Here is a 13596-nt window from a genome sequence, read left to right as displayed (position 1 = left end):
TAGAGTTATACAGCAGTACTCGGCAAGGGAGACCTGCTATCCACCCGACTACTGACTGCCACACGACGTTTACGTAACCAGATTAAAACTCCAGTCACACTCAACATCGCAATCACCACCCCCATAATTGAAATCAGTATGCGACCAGGGAGACCGAGGATCCTACCGGAATGCACTGGGAATTGCGCCTGTACAAATAAGTCTGCTGCCGTCCCTTCCCAGGGGATAAAGTCTCCGAGATATTCGCCGCTGTGGCCATCAAAAAATAGAGCCTTGTGACCAACCCCCCCGGCACCATGCCCTGCGCTGGCATCAAAAAATTCAGCCCGATATATCCCCCACTCCCGGGCATACCACAGGGAATTCAACGGTTGCTGCCAGCCAATCTGCGCAGCTTGGTTTTCTCCAATCGCGGCTATATCCCGAAAAGACAACGAGGGGGTAATTGGATTGCTGTGATCGTTGGGTGTGCGCTCTTCCAAGGGCGACGGAGTCACATCTGATACCAGCGACATCAGAGGAAAAAACACTTCTCGATAGAGATTCAGTGAGAAGGCCGTAAATGCAATTGTCAGCAGCAGCGCCCAGGTCCACAGGCTGAACGCACGATGTAAATCAAATGTGAGCCTGGCACGCCCAGCGCCGGCCTTAATCATCCATGCGGGCTTCCATCGCTGCCACCAAGTCCGAGATGGCTTTCGGGTGGATTTCTTGCGACGAGGTAAAGTCACCGCTAGTCCCACAAAGCAATCGATTGTCCATACCAGTGCAATAACGCCCAGCAGCCAAATCCCCCAGTGATCAGTGCCCCAAAATTCAGGAATATGAAAACTGTAATGCAGCTTGTACAAAAACGACATCAGTGTTTCAGTTGTTATCGGCCAGACACGTCCCCATTCGCGCTTACCAACAATTTCCCCACTGGTCGGATCGACAAATACCTGGTTGTAATCCACCGCAAAGAATTGACCGGTAGCGGGGTCAATTCGAGGCTCTACCCAGAAATACTGGGTATGCCCAGGCTCCTGTACTAATTCAAAATAGGATATTTGGACTTGCGGCAAGGACTCTTCAAGCCGTTCTGCCAACTCGATAGAGGCTAAGGGTTCGCCGCTGGAAGTAGTTTTATATAAGTGGGGATTGAGCCACTCATCCAGTTCGTGATCCCAGGAGATAATAGCGCCGGTTAGCCCGGTGACTATCAGGAAGACCGCAGTAGCAAGCCCCAGGTAACGATGTAAAAGAACCAGGGTTTGACGCATAACATTTACCTAAAACTAAAAAACAGAAAACCCGGCACAAGTACCGGGTTAAACTGCAACGGAGTTAACTAGGCGCCTTAGTAGCGCCAGCTCACACTCAACTGTGCCTGACGCGGAGCGCCGTAATAGCCCTGGGTCCAATAGAGGCTGTTGATATATTTCTCGTTGGTCAGGTTATCAATATTGAGGCCAACCGTTAAAGCATCAGAAATATCGTACTTGGCAAAGGCGCTGAGCAACGCATAGCTATCCTGCTCTACACGAACACCCTCGGCAGGCTCAGTGTAAATATCATCCTGCCAATTGATACCGCCGCCGAACTTCAAGCCTTGAACTTGAGGTAAATCGTAAGCCACGGCCACCTTCAGGGTGTTGCGCGGAATATAAGTGCGATCTTCCTCACCGTCTTTATTGACTACTTCACTTAAGTGGGTAAAGCCAAAGCTGATATTGAAATTCTCGGTAATTGAACCGATTAGCTCCAGCTCAACGCCCTTTGTAGTGAAATCACCACTCTCGTAAACATTCTTTCCATCAACCTTATCTAGGTATTCACCGAGATTATTCAGGTTGGATTCAAATAGCCCAACACTAGCCGTTGCTTGTCCACCCGCAAGGGAGTACTTAAACCCCACCTCGGAACTGTCTCCCTCTGCGGCGCCCAGTGGTTTAAATTCAGGGTTAACCCAAGACTGCGGGGTAAAGACTTCAGTATAGCTACCGTAGAATGAGAAACTATCGTTCAAATCAAAAGTGGCCCCTACATAGGGAACAGTTTCATCCGCCGAAGTGTCAGCATCAACACCATAATTGTAGCCGGATTGTTCCACTTCCATTTTACGCGCGCCGGCCAATAAAGACAGACTGTCGGTAATATTCAAACGAGTGGCAAAGTACAGGGACTTGTGTTCTTGATCGTCTTCGTGGCCATCTTTATAAGGATCAAAATCAACAAAGTCAGGCCGCGCCGTTGTGCCATTAGCCCAGTCACTGCCAAGAACCGGATAACCGTCGGAGTAGCTGTAGAAAGACTGGCCGGTTAGTTCGATATCCGCATAGTTGGCTCCCACCACCAACTCGTGATCGCGGCCGAACAAATTGTAAGTTCCTGACAGGAACACATCGGCAATCTTTTGCTTTTCATCCAACTTATAGCCAAACGCATAACCATGTAAACCCAGTTCGGTTTCTCTGTCTGGAGTACCGTAGACATACATCTCCTCGACATCCATATCGATTTCATTCTGGGTCAGTAATGCAGTGACGGACCAGTTTGCGGAAAGATCCTGCTTCAGTTCAACAAAAGTCTGGGTTCTGTCTACATTGCGGAAAGCCTAGTCCGGTGCCGTGCTTGTGGAATTATCGTAATCGGTAGCGCTGCCATTGGTATAGAAAAGTGGCAGGGCACCAGACATACTGCCATCGGCTTCACTGCGATTTTGGCTGTGGCCTAAGGTCAGGGTGGTGGAATCAGTCAAATCCGCTTCCACAATACCGTAGTAGACACTGCCGTCAGTTTCGTAGCGGTCAAGATAAGAGTCGGCCTCATCCTCTGCAACCACCAACCGGCCTCGGACGTTATCGCTGATAGAACCTGAGATATCTCCCTGGGTGCGCAAACGTCCCTCTTCACCGACAACCAGATCTACACCCGCCTTGAACTCTTCTGTTGGACGCTTACGGATAAAGTTAACCGTCGCGGAGGGGTTAGCCAGACCTGTGGTCAGAGCTGCTGCGCCCTTCACCACTTCAACCTGATCAAATATCGCTGTGTCTTGATGCCCATGGGATAAACCAGAGGAAAAGGGAACACCGATACCATCGTATTGGAAGTTCACAATATCAAAGCCGCGAGCAGTGTAATAAGTACGATCCGTCTCTACGTTCTCTACGGTTACCCCAGGGGTATATTTCAGCAGCTCATTAATATCCTGTAGGGCAAAGTCCTGGATTTGAGCTTGGGATATAGTTGTTACCGTTTGCGGAGTATCGTAAACAGATAGGCTTAGGCGAGAGGCGGTACTGGTCTCCTCCTGCTCTCCGTAGACGCTGACTTCTTCCATGGTTTCAGCAGACCAAGCAGAACTTCCCAGCGGGGCGAGCACGGCGGCAGCAATCCAGGCTGACAGCGCTTTTTTCTTCATTAAGCCGTTACTTTTCATCGGCTAAAACCTCATTCCAAATCAGCGAACGGTGCAGGGGCACCATAAACGGAGCGGATGATATTTGAAGAAATACTCGCCAGTCAATGCGAATGATTATTACTTAATCGATGTACCCACAAATAGTTTAGATGGGGAGAGGACATCATTGCTTGGCGGAAAATTAGGAGGGCCAGGGCGATCACAAGCAGCGAGTCACCCTGTATTTGATCAGAAGGCCTTCAGGGAAAATCAGGAATTAGCCACTGCCCGCCTGTAATGGCTCTTTATCTCGCACCACTTCCGACAGCACTTTAACTTCCTGTCCAGGCTGCAAGCGCTCAGCACCACGCACTATCACACGATCGCCCTTAGTGAGATCACCGCTTACCGACACCCATTCACCATCACCACTGCCGATGCGCACAGATAATCGCTCAGCCTTATCCCCCTCGCCCACTCGATATACGAAGGTATCGCCATTTCTTAAAACCAAGGCATCCCTTGGCACAGACATGGTGGCCTGCGCCTGCGCAATGGGCACAGAGACCTGTACCGGCATACCGACAATCCAGTCCCACTGCTCCGGCGCACTCTGTGGCAAAGTTACCATCAGCTTAACTCGCCGGGAGCGATCGCTGGCCACAGGCACAAATTGACGTACCCGTCCGCTAAATAATTGATCATCCACCCGAGCCTCTCCCGGCAGAGAGACAGAATCACTGCGCAGCGCCACTGTGTCACCAATGCGAATCAGCGGCAGGGCCGTCAGGGGAATATCCGCCTCCACTTCCATCTGTGACATATCCAGGGCTCGCAGTAATTCCGAACCTGTGCGCACATATTCTCCCGCCTGTAATTCGCGGCTCACCACTAAAGTATCAAAGGGTGCATCAATGGCTGTTTTAGATAATTCATAGGCCCGTCGGTCGCGCTCAATTTGAGCCGCAATCAGGTCCTGAGCCATTGCCTCGCGCTCAGCCTGCTGCTCTTCCAGTGCAGCTCGGGAGGTACTATTGGTTTCCGCCAACTTACTCAGTCGATTTAACTGAGCATCCATATAGGTCAACCGCGCACGCAATTGTGCAATACGGCTGTCACTATTGCGCAGCTGTAATCGCCAATGAGTACTGTCCAACTCGGCTAGGCGCTCACCCTTTTTAATAAAGCTGCCGGGTTCAGCAACAAATTCCAACACACCATCCAGTTCAGAAGAAACCAGGATATCTCGTCGGCTCACCACCTCACCTGCAGACCACTGGCTCGGAGCAATTTCCCGAACTTGGGCCCGATCCACCAATACCGCAATAGGATCGCCCTGCGCCCAAACGCCATTGGCGCCCAGAGATAAAACGATACCTGCGAGTAATTTCTTCATTGTGAACTCCTCAGGGCAAACCTTTCGCGCATAGCCGTAAATTTGGGTAGTGGCAGGCTGCCGGTTTGCAGTAATGCCGGCAATAAAACCAGGGTAAAGAGCGTGCTCACTGCCATGCCGCCCACAATCACTGCGGCCAGGCCGCGGTAGATAACACTGCCCTCACCGGGAGCAACCAACAGTGGCAACATGCCAAACACGCTGGTCAGGGTACTCATAAAAATAGGGCGCAAACGCAGGCGCAAGGCCTGCTCTACAGCGTCGACCCGAGTGCTACCCGCCATCTCTGCCGCTCGTGTCTGGTGTACCAGCAAAATAGCATTATTCACCACCAGGCCTAGCAGTATCACAAAGCCAATCATGGTGAGCAGATCCAGTGGTTGGAAGTCGATTAAGTTTAAAATTTGTAGCGCCAACACGCCGCCCACTGTCGCCAGGGGCACGGTGAGCAGTACCAGAGAGGCATCTCGCAAGGAGCGGAACAGTGCGCTCATCAGCAGGAATAAAATTAGCAGCGCTAACAGGAAATTCTTGGAAAGCGAAGCCAGGGCCTTATCCAGGTCACTGGCATTGCCTCCCACCAAAATACTCCCATCAGCGGGCAGAGCTTCGCGAATCTTCGGCAATACATCCGCCTCCAGCTGTGCGCGCACCTCTTCAAGGGACACATCTTCCGGCGGTACTATATTCAGTGTAATGGTGCGCCGACCATCGACCCGGCGCAAACTGCCCGGCCCCACAGTCCGCTCCACACTGGCCAGCTGACTGAGCGGTACCACTTCTCCACGGGGCGTTACCAACGGCGTATTTTGCAGTTGTTCGGGAGTACTCCAGGGCTGCGCTTTAAAAATAATATCCAGACGCTTTTCACCGTCAAAATACTCGCCAACATAGAGACCATTGCCCAGCGTTCGAACCAGTCCGCCCATATCCTGGCGATTCCAGCCCTGCTCCAGCATTGCGCGATCATTGGGGCGCACTGTCAATTCAGGTTCTGATAAAGATAAGCCCGGGTTGGTCTGCACCGGTGTCCCCGGCATCACCTCTTCAACAACTTCAACCCCAAGGGCCGCCGCACGCATCAATGCTTCGGCATCACGGGATTGCAGATGTAAAGCAATGTTGCGGTCACCACCGAATTGGCCAAACAGATTACCCCGCGCAGCGAATCCCTGGAAATCGGGAATATCCACCAGGATTTCTTCCCGCAGGATTCTCTCCATCTCCTTGGCTTGATCCATATCCTTAACCCGCACTCCCATAGTGCCGCCATTGGGCCAGGTGATCACGTAGTAGTTCTTCAGGGCTGGTTCGCGCTCACCACTCATGTAGGGTGCCATGCGCTTATCCAACTCGTTGACGATTTCTGTTTCTAAAGTTTTGGTATTAGTGGATGCGGGGAAGTTCATCCACACATCAACTGCATCTCTTTTTACCGGCGGTAAATAATCCAGGTTTGGTAAGAATAAATAAGTCGCAACCATGGGCATTAATAAAAGCCCCCCGATCACCTGCCAACGGCGGGTCCTGGTACTCGTCAAAGCCATTACCCGCGCAGTTATTTTTTCCCACACTCGGGAGAGACGGTCTTCAGTAGAGATAGAGGGTAGCCACAGACGCGCAGCCAGGGGAACCACAGCCACCGCAACCAACAGGGAAAACACCACAGCCACAGCAATAGTCAGGGCCAGGTCACCGAAGACCTGCCCTTCGACACTGTTAAGGAAAAATACAGGAAGGAATATCGCAACGGTTGTCGCAGTACTGGCCAACAGTGCACCCCACACCTGGCCTGCACCCTGCTCCGCAGCCTCCTCTGCCCCCCGACCTTTTTCTCTCAGGCGCACAATATTTTCCAACACTACTATCGCAGCATCGAGCACCATACCGGTAGCAAAGGCCAGTCCCGCCAGAGAAATTACATTCACGCTGCGGCCTGCGGCCGACAGCACCACAAAGGTCGAAAGTAATGAAATTGGAATCGCTGCGGCAACGATCAAGGTCGCACGCATGCGTCGCATAAACCACCAGAGCACTCCGACAGCTAATACGATACCCAAAATCATATTACCGCCGAGCAAGTTTAAAGCCCGATAAACAAATACTGATGCATCAAATGATTGCACCAGCACAAGCTGCTCAGCTTTCAATTTAGTTTCATTCAGCTCAGCGACTTTTTGCTTAACCCGCTCCAAAGTAGCCAGCATATTGGCATTGTTGGTACGGTTAATACGGAGAGAAACTGCCGGGTTGCCATTCTGCGTGGTGACACCGCGCGATTCGGAAGGCCCCACCTTGACCTCGGCAATATCGCCCAGGCGCACCGGCTGTCCATTGCGCCACTCCAACACCAGTTCGGATAAGTCTTTGGGTTCATACTCGCCGACAAAGCGCAGGGTATAGCGACGCCGCCCCACGTCAGTAAATCCGCCGGAGACATCCCTGGCCGACGCCAGCTGCCGACTCACTGTAGGCAGCTCTACTCCCAGTTCAGCTGCTTTCCAGGGATCAAAAATAATCTGTAACTCTTCCTGTGCCGCACTCCCAGACTGGGCCTGGACACTGGCAACCCCGGGCACCGACTCCAACTCCGGGCGCAGTACATCTTCAATCAGGCCGGCGTAGTCATCCAGGTTATTTTGGTTATCAGGTAATTTTTGCAGAAAGAAATAGGTCAGTGCTGTGGCATCACCACCCCAGCCACCCAGCATTACTCGCGGTGGCTCCGCATCCCGGGGCAGTGGCGGCAGGCTGCTCATACGACTGATAACATCAATCAGCACCTTGTTCATATCGGTGCCCATGGCAAATTCCAGATTTGCCCAGGCGCCACCGCGACCGGCGTTGACTTGCATCATTTCCAGACCAGTGAGGCCCTGTAATACGGATTCGATCGGCTCGACAATTTCCGCCTCCACCTCTTTCGGTGCGGCCGCTCTCCAGCCCGCCTGAATAGCGATACGAGGATTGTCGATATCGGGGAAAAGTTGAACCGGCAGCTGGCTGGCGAGGAAAGCTCCAAGCAGAACAGCCATAACCACTGCGACCCCCGCAGCAGCGGGATTTTTTAAAGCGGCGCGCGTTAATGCCATTACTTCAGCCCCAGTTTTTTATTGGGACTGAAGGCTAGCGGAATATGAATTCCTTACAAGGCAGTTGCGACTAGTTGCCAGGAAAATTCGATCAGGCCATGAAGAGCCCGTTTATTCGCCGGAAAGAAAATAAAAATTCACAAAATGAAATCCATGCCTTAAGAGGCAGCGTTACAGTGGAAAACCCACCTGCTTTGCTGCCTCACCTGAGAGCCATAAAAAATTTATGGATCAGAGGAAGTGCTGGACTTTATTTTTATAGCTGCGGCTCATTTTTAAACACTCGCCGCTATCTAATACCAGATGGTATTCGCCATTAATATGGGCACGTATTTCCCTTACCCGACTTAAATTGACGATTGTTGACCGATGTATGCGCTGGAAAAGTTTCGGGTCCAACTGCTGCTCCAGCTCTTTCATGGTGATACGCATCACATGGGTCTCACCCCGAGCGTGCACACACATATAATCACCAGCAGCATCGATCCAGTCGATCTCACTGGAGGGCACCAAAGTGATTTTGCCCGCATCTTTCACTGCAATTTTGTCCGGATAGGCACTGCCGGCAAATTGCCCGCTAACCAGCTTCTGCTCCAGCACCTCAGGGGATTCCTTGGTCAAATCGGCAACAGCTTCGAGTAATTGCTCTCGTTGGTTAGCGATATCAGCGTTGGCTCTCTGTTCCCTGACTCGGGTAAGAGCCAACTCCAAGCGCTCTTCTTCGATGGGTTTTAATACGTAGTCCACCGCATTGATTTCAAAAGCCTCTACCGCATACTGGTCGTAGGCCGTGACAAATACCACATGAGGCAGAGAGTCCAACGGAATCAACTGAACCAGTTGCAAACCGTTTACGCCGGGCATCTGGATATCCACAAATGCTACATCGGGCCTCAGCTCCAGTATTTTCTCCAATGCATCGCGACCATTGCCGCTCTCTGCAACCACCTCGATATCAGCCATCTGCTCCAGGCGCAGCCGCAAGCCGCGACGAGCCAGGGGTTCATCATCGACAACGATCGCCCTCAGGATCTCTACTCCACTCATTTCTTTATTCCTGTTCAAAGGGAATACGAATATTTACCGACAAGCCCCCTTCCGGACGATTGCGGAAACGCACTCTCTGGTCATCGCCATAAAGGGCCTTAAGGCGCTCACAGGTATTGCGAATGCCCACTCCGTAGCCTTTGCCAATCAGGCGCAGCTCCTCTTCCGACATACCGGGGCCGTTATCGATAACCTCCAGTAACAGTTCGCCGGCGAAAACCCGTGACTTGATGCCAATCTCACCGCCCCACTCCAGTTGTGCAATCCCGTATTTGATCGCGTTTTCAACCAACGGTTGCAACAACAGGCTCGGCACCAGGGCCTGGGGGGACTCCCCCTGTAAATCCAGATTCACCCCCAAGCGATCGGCGAAGCGCACCTTTTCAATGTCCAGGTACAACATCAGCGCCTCAACTTCCTTCGCCAGGGTGACCTTCTGCATGGGGTCATTATCCAGGGAATGGCGCAGGAATTGAGACAGGCGCGTCACCATATTGTTGGCCGTGCGCCCGTCCTTATCGAGGATCAAGGTGGAGATTGCGTTGAGTGTGTTAAACAGGAAGTGAGGATTCAACTGGTAACGCAGCATTTTTAATTGAGCCTGATGCGCCATTGATTCCGCCCGCAACGCCTTCTCCTGCTGCGCCTGAGAGGAGCGGTAATACTTGATGCCGTAATAGAGCGCCGCCCAGGTCATCAGAATCAGAAATGAATAGGTGAACCAATAGATGGCCAGGAGTGCCGGGTGCTCATCACCATCGTGACCATACAGCCACAGAGAGCCGCTGAATTTTATTGCCGCCCAAATCACCGCCGCCATCACTACCAGCAATAAAGAACCTATTAATCGCAGCGCTGGAGGCTTACTCCACAGGCGGTGAAAACCCAAACGCATACTCTCGCTGAGAACAACTCCCGCAGTAGTGGCAACTATGATGTAGCCAGAGTGAATCCAGTGATCATTCACCCAAAAAAAACTACCTACAAAGGTCAACAGCGTATAGCCCCCCCAACCAGAGAACTGCAGGGCCCAGTATTGTGAACGACGACTGGCCAGCTTCTGTGAAAGCCACTGAAGTGTTTTGCTTCCCATAATCTCCCGCTTATTGGGTAAAAATCTATGCGCCGATTTGACACTAATCGGCAGCTTCATACTAAATGGCGCCGAAAGCCGGCGAAACACCACCCGGCGCAGCAAAGAGACAAACTGCCGCATGACCTACTGGTTATTTAAATCTGAGCCCGATGAATACAGCCTTCAGGACCTCGCTGCCGAATCCAGCGGTTGCGGTCGCTGGGATGGTATCCGCAATTACCAGGCACGCAATTTTTTGCGCGATAAGGTGAAGGAAGGAGATGGCGTGCTGTTTTATCACAGTGCCTGTAAGGTGCCGGCTGTTGTGGGCTCCGCCGAAGTGGTTCGCTCTGCCTACCCCGATCCGGCCCAGTTCGACCCGGAAAGCAAGTACTTTGACCCCAAGGCCAGCGAGGATAAACCGCGCTGGTACTGCGTCGATATTCGCTGGCGAAGTGAGTTCCAGCGGCCGGTGCCCCTCGCAGAAATCAAGGGCATCCCCCAGTTAGCAGAGATGGTGCTGGTAAAACAGGGGCGCCTGTCTATCCAGCCAGTTTCCGGTGACGAATGGCAGCTACTCCAGCACTTGGGAAGCTCCACACCGCGCTAGACGATACCTTTTGTCTGGGCGATGTACAGGCTCAGCAACGATAGCAGCGTCAATAACGCTAACAAGCCTAGTAACAATACCCAGGGACGGAAAGGCTTGCGTTCGACACTGTTGATGCCGGACTGCAGGTATTTATCGACCTTGGCTTGGTCTTCATCGGAGAGTTTCTTTTCGGAGGGATCTAACATGGGCACTTTCGCTCGTTATTTTTGTGCCCTGAGTTTAGGAGAAAGCTTTCTACAGCTCCACAAAAAAGCCCCGCGATGCGGGGCTTTTTAACACTTTCTTTGGGGGCTGTTAGAACAGCTCTTCCTCCAAGTCCATCAAGCTAGCGCTGCCTGCATTGACACTGCCGGCCAATGCCTGGGTACGTGGCAACAGGCGAGCAAAGTAGAAGCGCGCTGTCTTTATCTGGCCGTTGTAGAAGCTATCCGCTTCTGCTTTCGGCAGCGCCGCAGACACAATTTGCGCCCACATAAAGGCGTAAGCGACGTAGCCGAACAGGTGTAGGTACTCTACAGAAGCCGCACCCGGTGCGTGGGGGTCTTGCTGAGTGGCGGCAACCATATTCTCAGTTGCTTCACGCAGGCGTTGCATCTCAGCGATGAGCGGCTGGATAAACTCGGCCATTTCCTCACGATCAATCTGGGCATCGATAAAGCCCTGTACATCTGCAGCAAACAATTCGAATAGAGCACCGCCAGTGGCTACAGTCTTGCGGCCCACCAGATCCAGAGCCTGGATACCATTGGTTCCTTCATAGATCTGGGTAATACGCACATCGCGCACCAACTGTTCCTGGCCCCATTCGCGGATATAACCGTGGCCACCGAAGACCTGCTGACCGAGGATGGTGCAATCCAATCCCATATCGGTAGTAAAGGCCTTGGCCACCGGGGTCAGCAAGGCAACCATATTCTCCGCGTTCTTTTTCTCTTCACCCTCGCCGAACTTGGAAATATCCAACCACTTGGCCACGTAAGTGGACAGAGCGCGGCCGCCGTTGACCAAGGCTTTTTGGGTGAGCAGCATACGGCGCACATCCGGGTGCACAATGATGGGGTCTGCGGCTTTCTCTGGCTGCTTGGCGCCCGCTGGAGAGCGGCTTTGGATACGGTCGCGAGCGTATTCAACAGCATTTTGATAGGAGCGATCTGAAGCGCCGAGGCCCTGGATACCGACACCCAGACGCTCGTAGTTCATCATGGTAAACATGGCCGCGAGTCCTTTGTTCTCCTCGCCGACCAGCCAGCCTTGGGCGCCGTCGAAGTTCATCGCACAGGTAGCGGAGGCCTTGATACCCATTTTGTGCTCGATTGAGCCACAGTTCACATCGTTGTGTTCGCCGATGCTGTTGTCTTCGTTCACCTTGTATTTGGGCACCAGGAACAGCGAAATGCCTCTCGGCCCCTTGGGTGCGTCCGGCAATTTTGCCAATACCAGGTGGATAATATTTTCGGACAGATCCTGGTCACCGCCGGTGATAAAGATCTTGCTGCCGCTAATGCTAAAGCTGCCATCGCCACGGGGCTCGGCCTTGGTGCGGATAATACCCAGGTCCGTACCGGCGTGAGGCTCGGTAAGGCCCATGGCACCAGCCCAGGTGCCTTCATACATCTTGGGCAGGTATTTTTCTTTCAGCTCATCACTGGCGTGGGCATCAATTGCCAGGCAGGCGCCGTTAGTCAGAACCGGGTAGAGAGCAAAAGAGATATTTGAAGCATTGATCATCTCTTCAACCTGAGCGCCCAGCATTTTCGGCATACCCATGCCGCCGTACTCCGGGTTGCCCAGCAGTCCACCCCAGCCGCCTTCACAGAAGGTGGCATAGGCCTCTTTAAAGCCTTTCGGCGTGGTCACCACACCGTCATTCCACTGGCAGCCCTCTTCGTCGCCAGTGCGATTGATCGGATCCAGGGTGTTGGCAGCCAGCTTGGCCATCTCTTCGAGAATCGCATCTGCGGTCTCACGATCTACCGCCCCAGCCAACCCGGGCAATTCCGCCCAGAGTTTTTCCGCAGCAAATACCTCGTGAAGTAGGAAGTTCATCTCCCTTAGTGGCGCCTTATAGTCGGCCATGCTCCCGGTCCTCATTCAAGTGTTTCAAACGCTCGTTTGAATCTAGGGCCGAAGCGCCCTAATGTCAACAGTCTCGGGCCTTGAGGAACCTGACAAGCACTCAGTTCTAAAGAGTGGGAACAATCTGTTGAATGAGTGCTGTACCGCTCACTAGAGCCGGCTGAAAAAACTGCTGCTAGTCTACATTGGCGCTCCTTCGCAGTAGAACGCTGACGAGTTCGGCTAACTTATCCTCAGCTAATAGTGGAATCTCATCACTGGGTACAAATGAATAGGGCTCAGCTGCATATCGCGGGATGATTTGCACATGCATGTGATCTTCAGACTGGCCTGCGGACACTCCGGAATTGCAGAATGTATGAATACCATCTGGCTGAAATGCCTCTCGCAGAATATCAACACCCGTTAGGATCAAATTGCTGACATCTGATAAAACTACCGAGTCACAAGCGGTAAAATGATTCGTGTGCAAAGAAGGGATTACTAACAATGCGCCTTTACTGCGCTGCCTCGGATTTACCGCCAGGCAAGCGTGCTTCATCTCCTTTACCAGCGGAACATTCGAATGCATCAGTGTACATAGCGGGCACGGCCTTCGAACTCGAAACGTATAAGGCACAGCAAACTCAATACAAGTTATGATCGTTTTATAATAGGGGCTATTTCGAGCAATTGAGAGCATCGCGTAGACGTGCAGCTTCCTTCGCCCTCTCCGGCGAACTCCATTGCGGACACGAAAAAATATCCGTATAGCGATATTTTCTACCCGCTCTCCTGTCACTCCTGGGGACAATCTCCCAAACTAAGTGAAGATAGGATCGCCCCGTAATTTCCCCCCAATCACACCAGACATTGGTGCCATCAGGATCATAGAGGTTTTCTACTGCAAAAGTAGACTCCCTGACACACTTA

10 protein-coding genes and 1 pseudogene are annotated in these 13596 nt (G+C 52.4%); 1 reads left to right on the top strand and 10 read right to left on the bottom strand.

Going from position 1 to position 13596, the window contains the following annotated elements:
* Window positions 1-5: 5 nt before the first annotated feature.
* From ACJJIM_RS22380 to ACJJIM_RS22350, 7 genes and pseudogenes are all read right to left on the bottom strand, one after another.
* Entirely contained in the window at window positions 6-1262 is a 1257-nt protein-coding gene (locus ACJJIM_RS22380) for a PepSY-associated TM helix domain-containing protein (RefSeq protein ID WP_444912013.1), read from the bottom strand.
* 77 nt (window positions 1263-1339) lie between these two features.
* Window positions 1340-2572 (bottom strand): annotated as a pseudogene (locus tag ACJJIM_RS22375) (TonB-dependent siderophore receptor); the annotation flags it as partial.
* Window positions 2573-2596: 24 nt separating this feature from the next.
* Window positions 2597-3424: a TonB-dependent siderophore receptor gene (locus ACJJIM_RS22370; protein ID WP_444912012.1), complete on the bottom strand. Its 828-nt coding sequence runs from the start codon at window positions 3422-3424 to the stop codon at window positions 2597-2599.
* A gap of 238 nt (window positions 3425-3662) precedes the next feature.
* Window positions 3663-4781, bottom strand: a complete 1119-nt coding sequence (locus ACJJIM_RS22365; RefSeq protein WP_282934509.1) for an efflux RND transporter periplasmic adaptor subunit — start codon at window positions 4779-4781, stop codon at window positions 3663-3665.
* Window positions 4778-7873 carry an efflux RND transporter permease subunit gene (locus tag ACJJIM_RS22360; protein WP_444912011.1) on the bottom strand — a complete coding sequence of 1032 codons (3096 nt, stop codon included), beginning with the start codon at window positions 7871-7873 and terminating at the stop codon, window positions 4778-4780. The genes ACJJIM_RS22365 and ACJJIM_RS22360 overlap by 4 nt, the downstream gene beginning before the upstream one ends.
* A gap of 231 nt (window positions 7874-8104) precedes the next feature.
* Window positions 8105-8920 (bottom strand): LytR/AlgR family response regulator transcription factor, encoded by an 816-nt coding sequence (locus ACJJIM_RS22355; RefSeq protein WP_444912010.1) that lies wholly within the window; start codon window positions 8918-8920, stop codon window positions 8105-8107.
* A 4-nt stretch (window positions 8921-8924) separates the two neighbouring features.
* Window positions 8925-10013 carry a sensor histidine kinase gene (locus ACJJIM_RS22350; RefSeq protein ID WP_444912009.1) on the bottom strand — a complete coding sequence of 363 codons (1089 nt, stop codon included), beginning with the start codon at window positions 10011-10013 and terminating at the stop codon, window positions 8925-8927.
* A 121-nt stretch (window positions 10014-10134) separates the two neighbouring features.
* Between ACJJIM_RS22350 and ACJJIM_RS22345 the strand changes: the two genes are divergently transcribed.
* A complete protein-coding gene (locus ACJJIM_RS22345) occupies window positions 10135-10605 on the top strand; it encodes an EVE domain-containing protein (protein ID WP_444912008.1) in 471 nt (156 codons plus the stop codon).
* On the opposite strand, the gene ACJJIM_RS22340 is transcribed toward ACJJIM_RS22345, so the two are convergent.
* The 3 genes from ACJJIM_RS22340 to ACJJIM_RS22330 form a co-directional block, all read right to left on the bottom strand.
* Window positions 10602-10793: a DUF3094 family protein gene (locus ACJJIM_RS22340; protein WP_413664201.1), complete on the bottom strand. Its 192-nt coding sequence runs from the start codon at window positions 10791-10793 to the stop codon at window positions 10602-10604. The two genes, ACJJIM_RS22345 and ACJJIM_RS22340, sit on opposite strands and share 4 nt — an antisense overlap.
* Window positions 10794-10902: 109 nt before the next feature.
* Window positions 10903-12684, bottom strand: coding sequence for an acyl-CoA dehydrogenase C-terminal domain-containing protein (locus ACJJIM_RS22335; protein WP_444912007.1), 1782 nt, complete (start codon window positions 12682-12684; stop codon window positions 10903-10905).
* 175 nt (window positions 12685-12859) lie between these two features.
* On the bottom strand, window positions 12860-13225 hold the full coding sequence (locus tag ACJJIM_RS22330) for an HIT family protein (protein WP_444912006.1): 366 nt from the start codon (window positions 13223-13225) through the stop codon (window positions 12860-12862).
* Between the last annotated feature and the right edge of the window lie 371 nt (window positions 13226-13596).

It is taken from the genome of Microbulbifer maximicatervae (SeqCode), assembly GCF_052467615.1.
The sequence above is the reverse complement of the archived record's forward strand: the minus strand, read 5'-3'. Positions and strand labels throughout refer to the sequence as shown.

What these genes read in the sequence shown, in the direction of transcription:
- ACJJIM_RS22340 (WP_413664201.1), bottom strand. Translation starts at nt 10,793, where the DNA reads ATGTTAGATCCCTCCGAAAAGAAACTCTCCGATGAAGACCAAGCCAAG.
- ACJJIM_RS22335 (WP_444912007.1), bottom strand. Translation starts at nt 12,684, where the DNA reads ATGGCCGACTATAAGGCGCCACTAAGGGAGATGAACTTCCTACTTCAC.
- ACJJIM_RS22355 (WP_444912010.1), bottom strand. Translation starts at nt 8,920, where the DNA reads ATGAGTGGAGTAGAGATCCTGAGGGCGATCGTTGTCGATGATGAACCC.
- ACJJIM_RS22345 (WP_444912008.1), top strand. Translation starts at nt 10,135, where the DNA reads ATGACCTACTGGTTATTTAAATCTGAGCCCGATGAATACAGCCTTCAG.
- ACJJIM_RS22365 (WP_282934509.1), bottom strand. Translation starts at nt 4,781, where the DNA reads ATGAAGAAATTACTCGCAGGTATCGTTTTATCTCTGGGCGCCAATGGC.
- ACJJIM_RS22380 (WP_444912013.1), bottom strand. Translation starts at nt 1,262, where the DNA reads ATGCGTCAAACCCTGGTTCTTTTACATCGTTACCTGGGGCTTGCTACT.
- ACJJIM_RS22350 (WP_444912009.1), bottom strand. Translation starts at nt 10,013, where the DNA reads ATGGGAAGCAAAACACTTCAGTGGCTTTCACAGAAGCTGGCCAGTCGT.
- ACJJIM_RS22370 (WP_444912012.1), bottom strand. Translation starts at nt 3,424, where the DNA reads ATGAAAAGTAACGGCTTAATGAAGAAAAAAGCGCTGTCAGCCTGGATT.
- ACJJIM_RS22330 (WP_444912006.1), bottom strand. Translation starts at nt 13,225, where the DNA reads ATGAAGCACGCTTGCCTGGCGGTAAATCCGAGGCAGCGCAGTAAAGGC.
- ACJJIM_RS22360 (WP_444912011.1), bottom strand. Translation starts at nt 7,873, where the DNA reads ATGGCATTAACGCGCGCCGCTTTAAAAAATCCCGCTGCTGCGGGGGTC.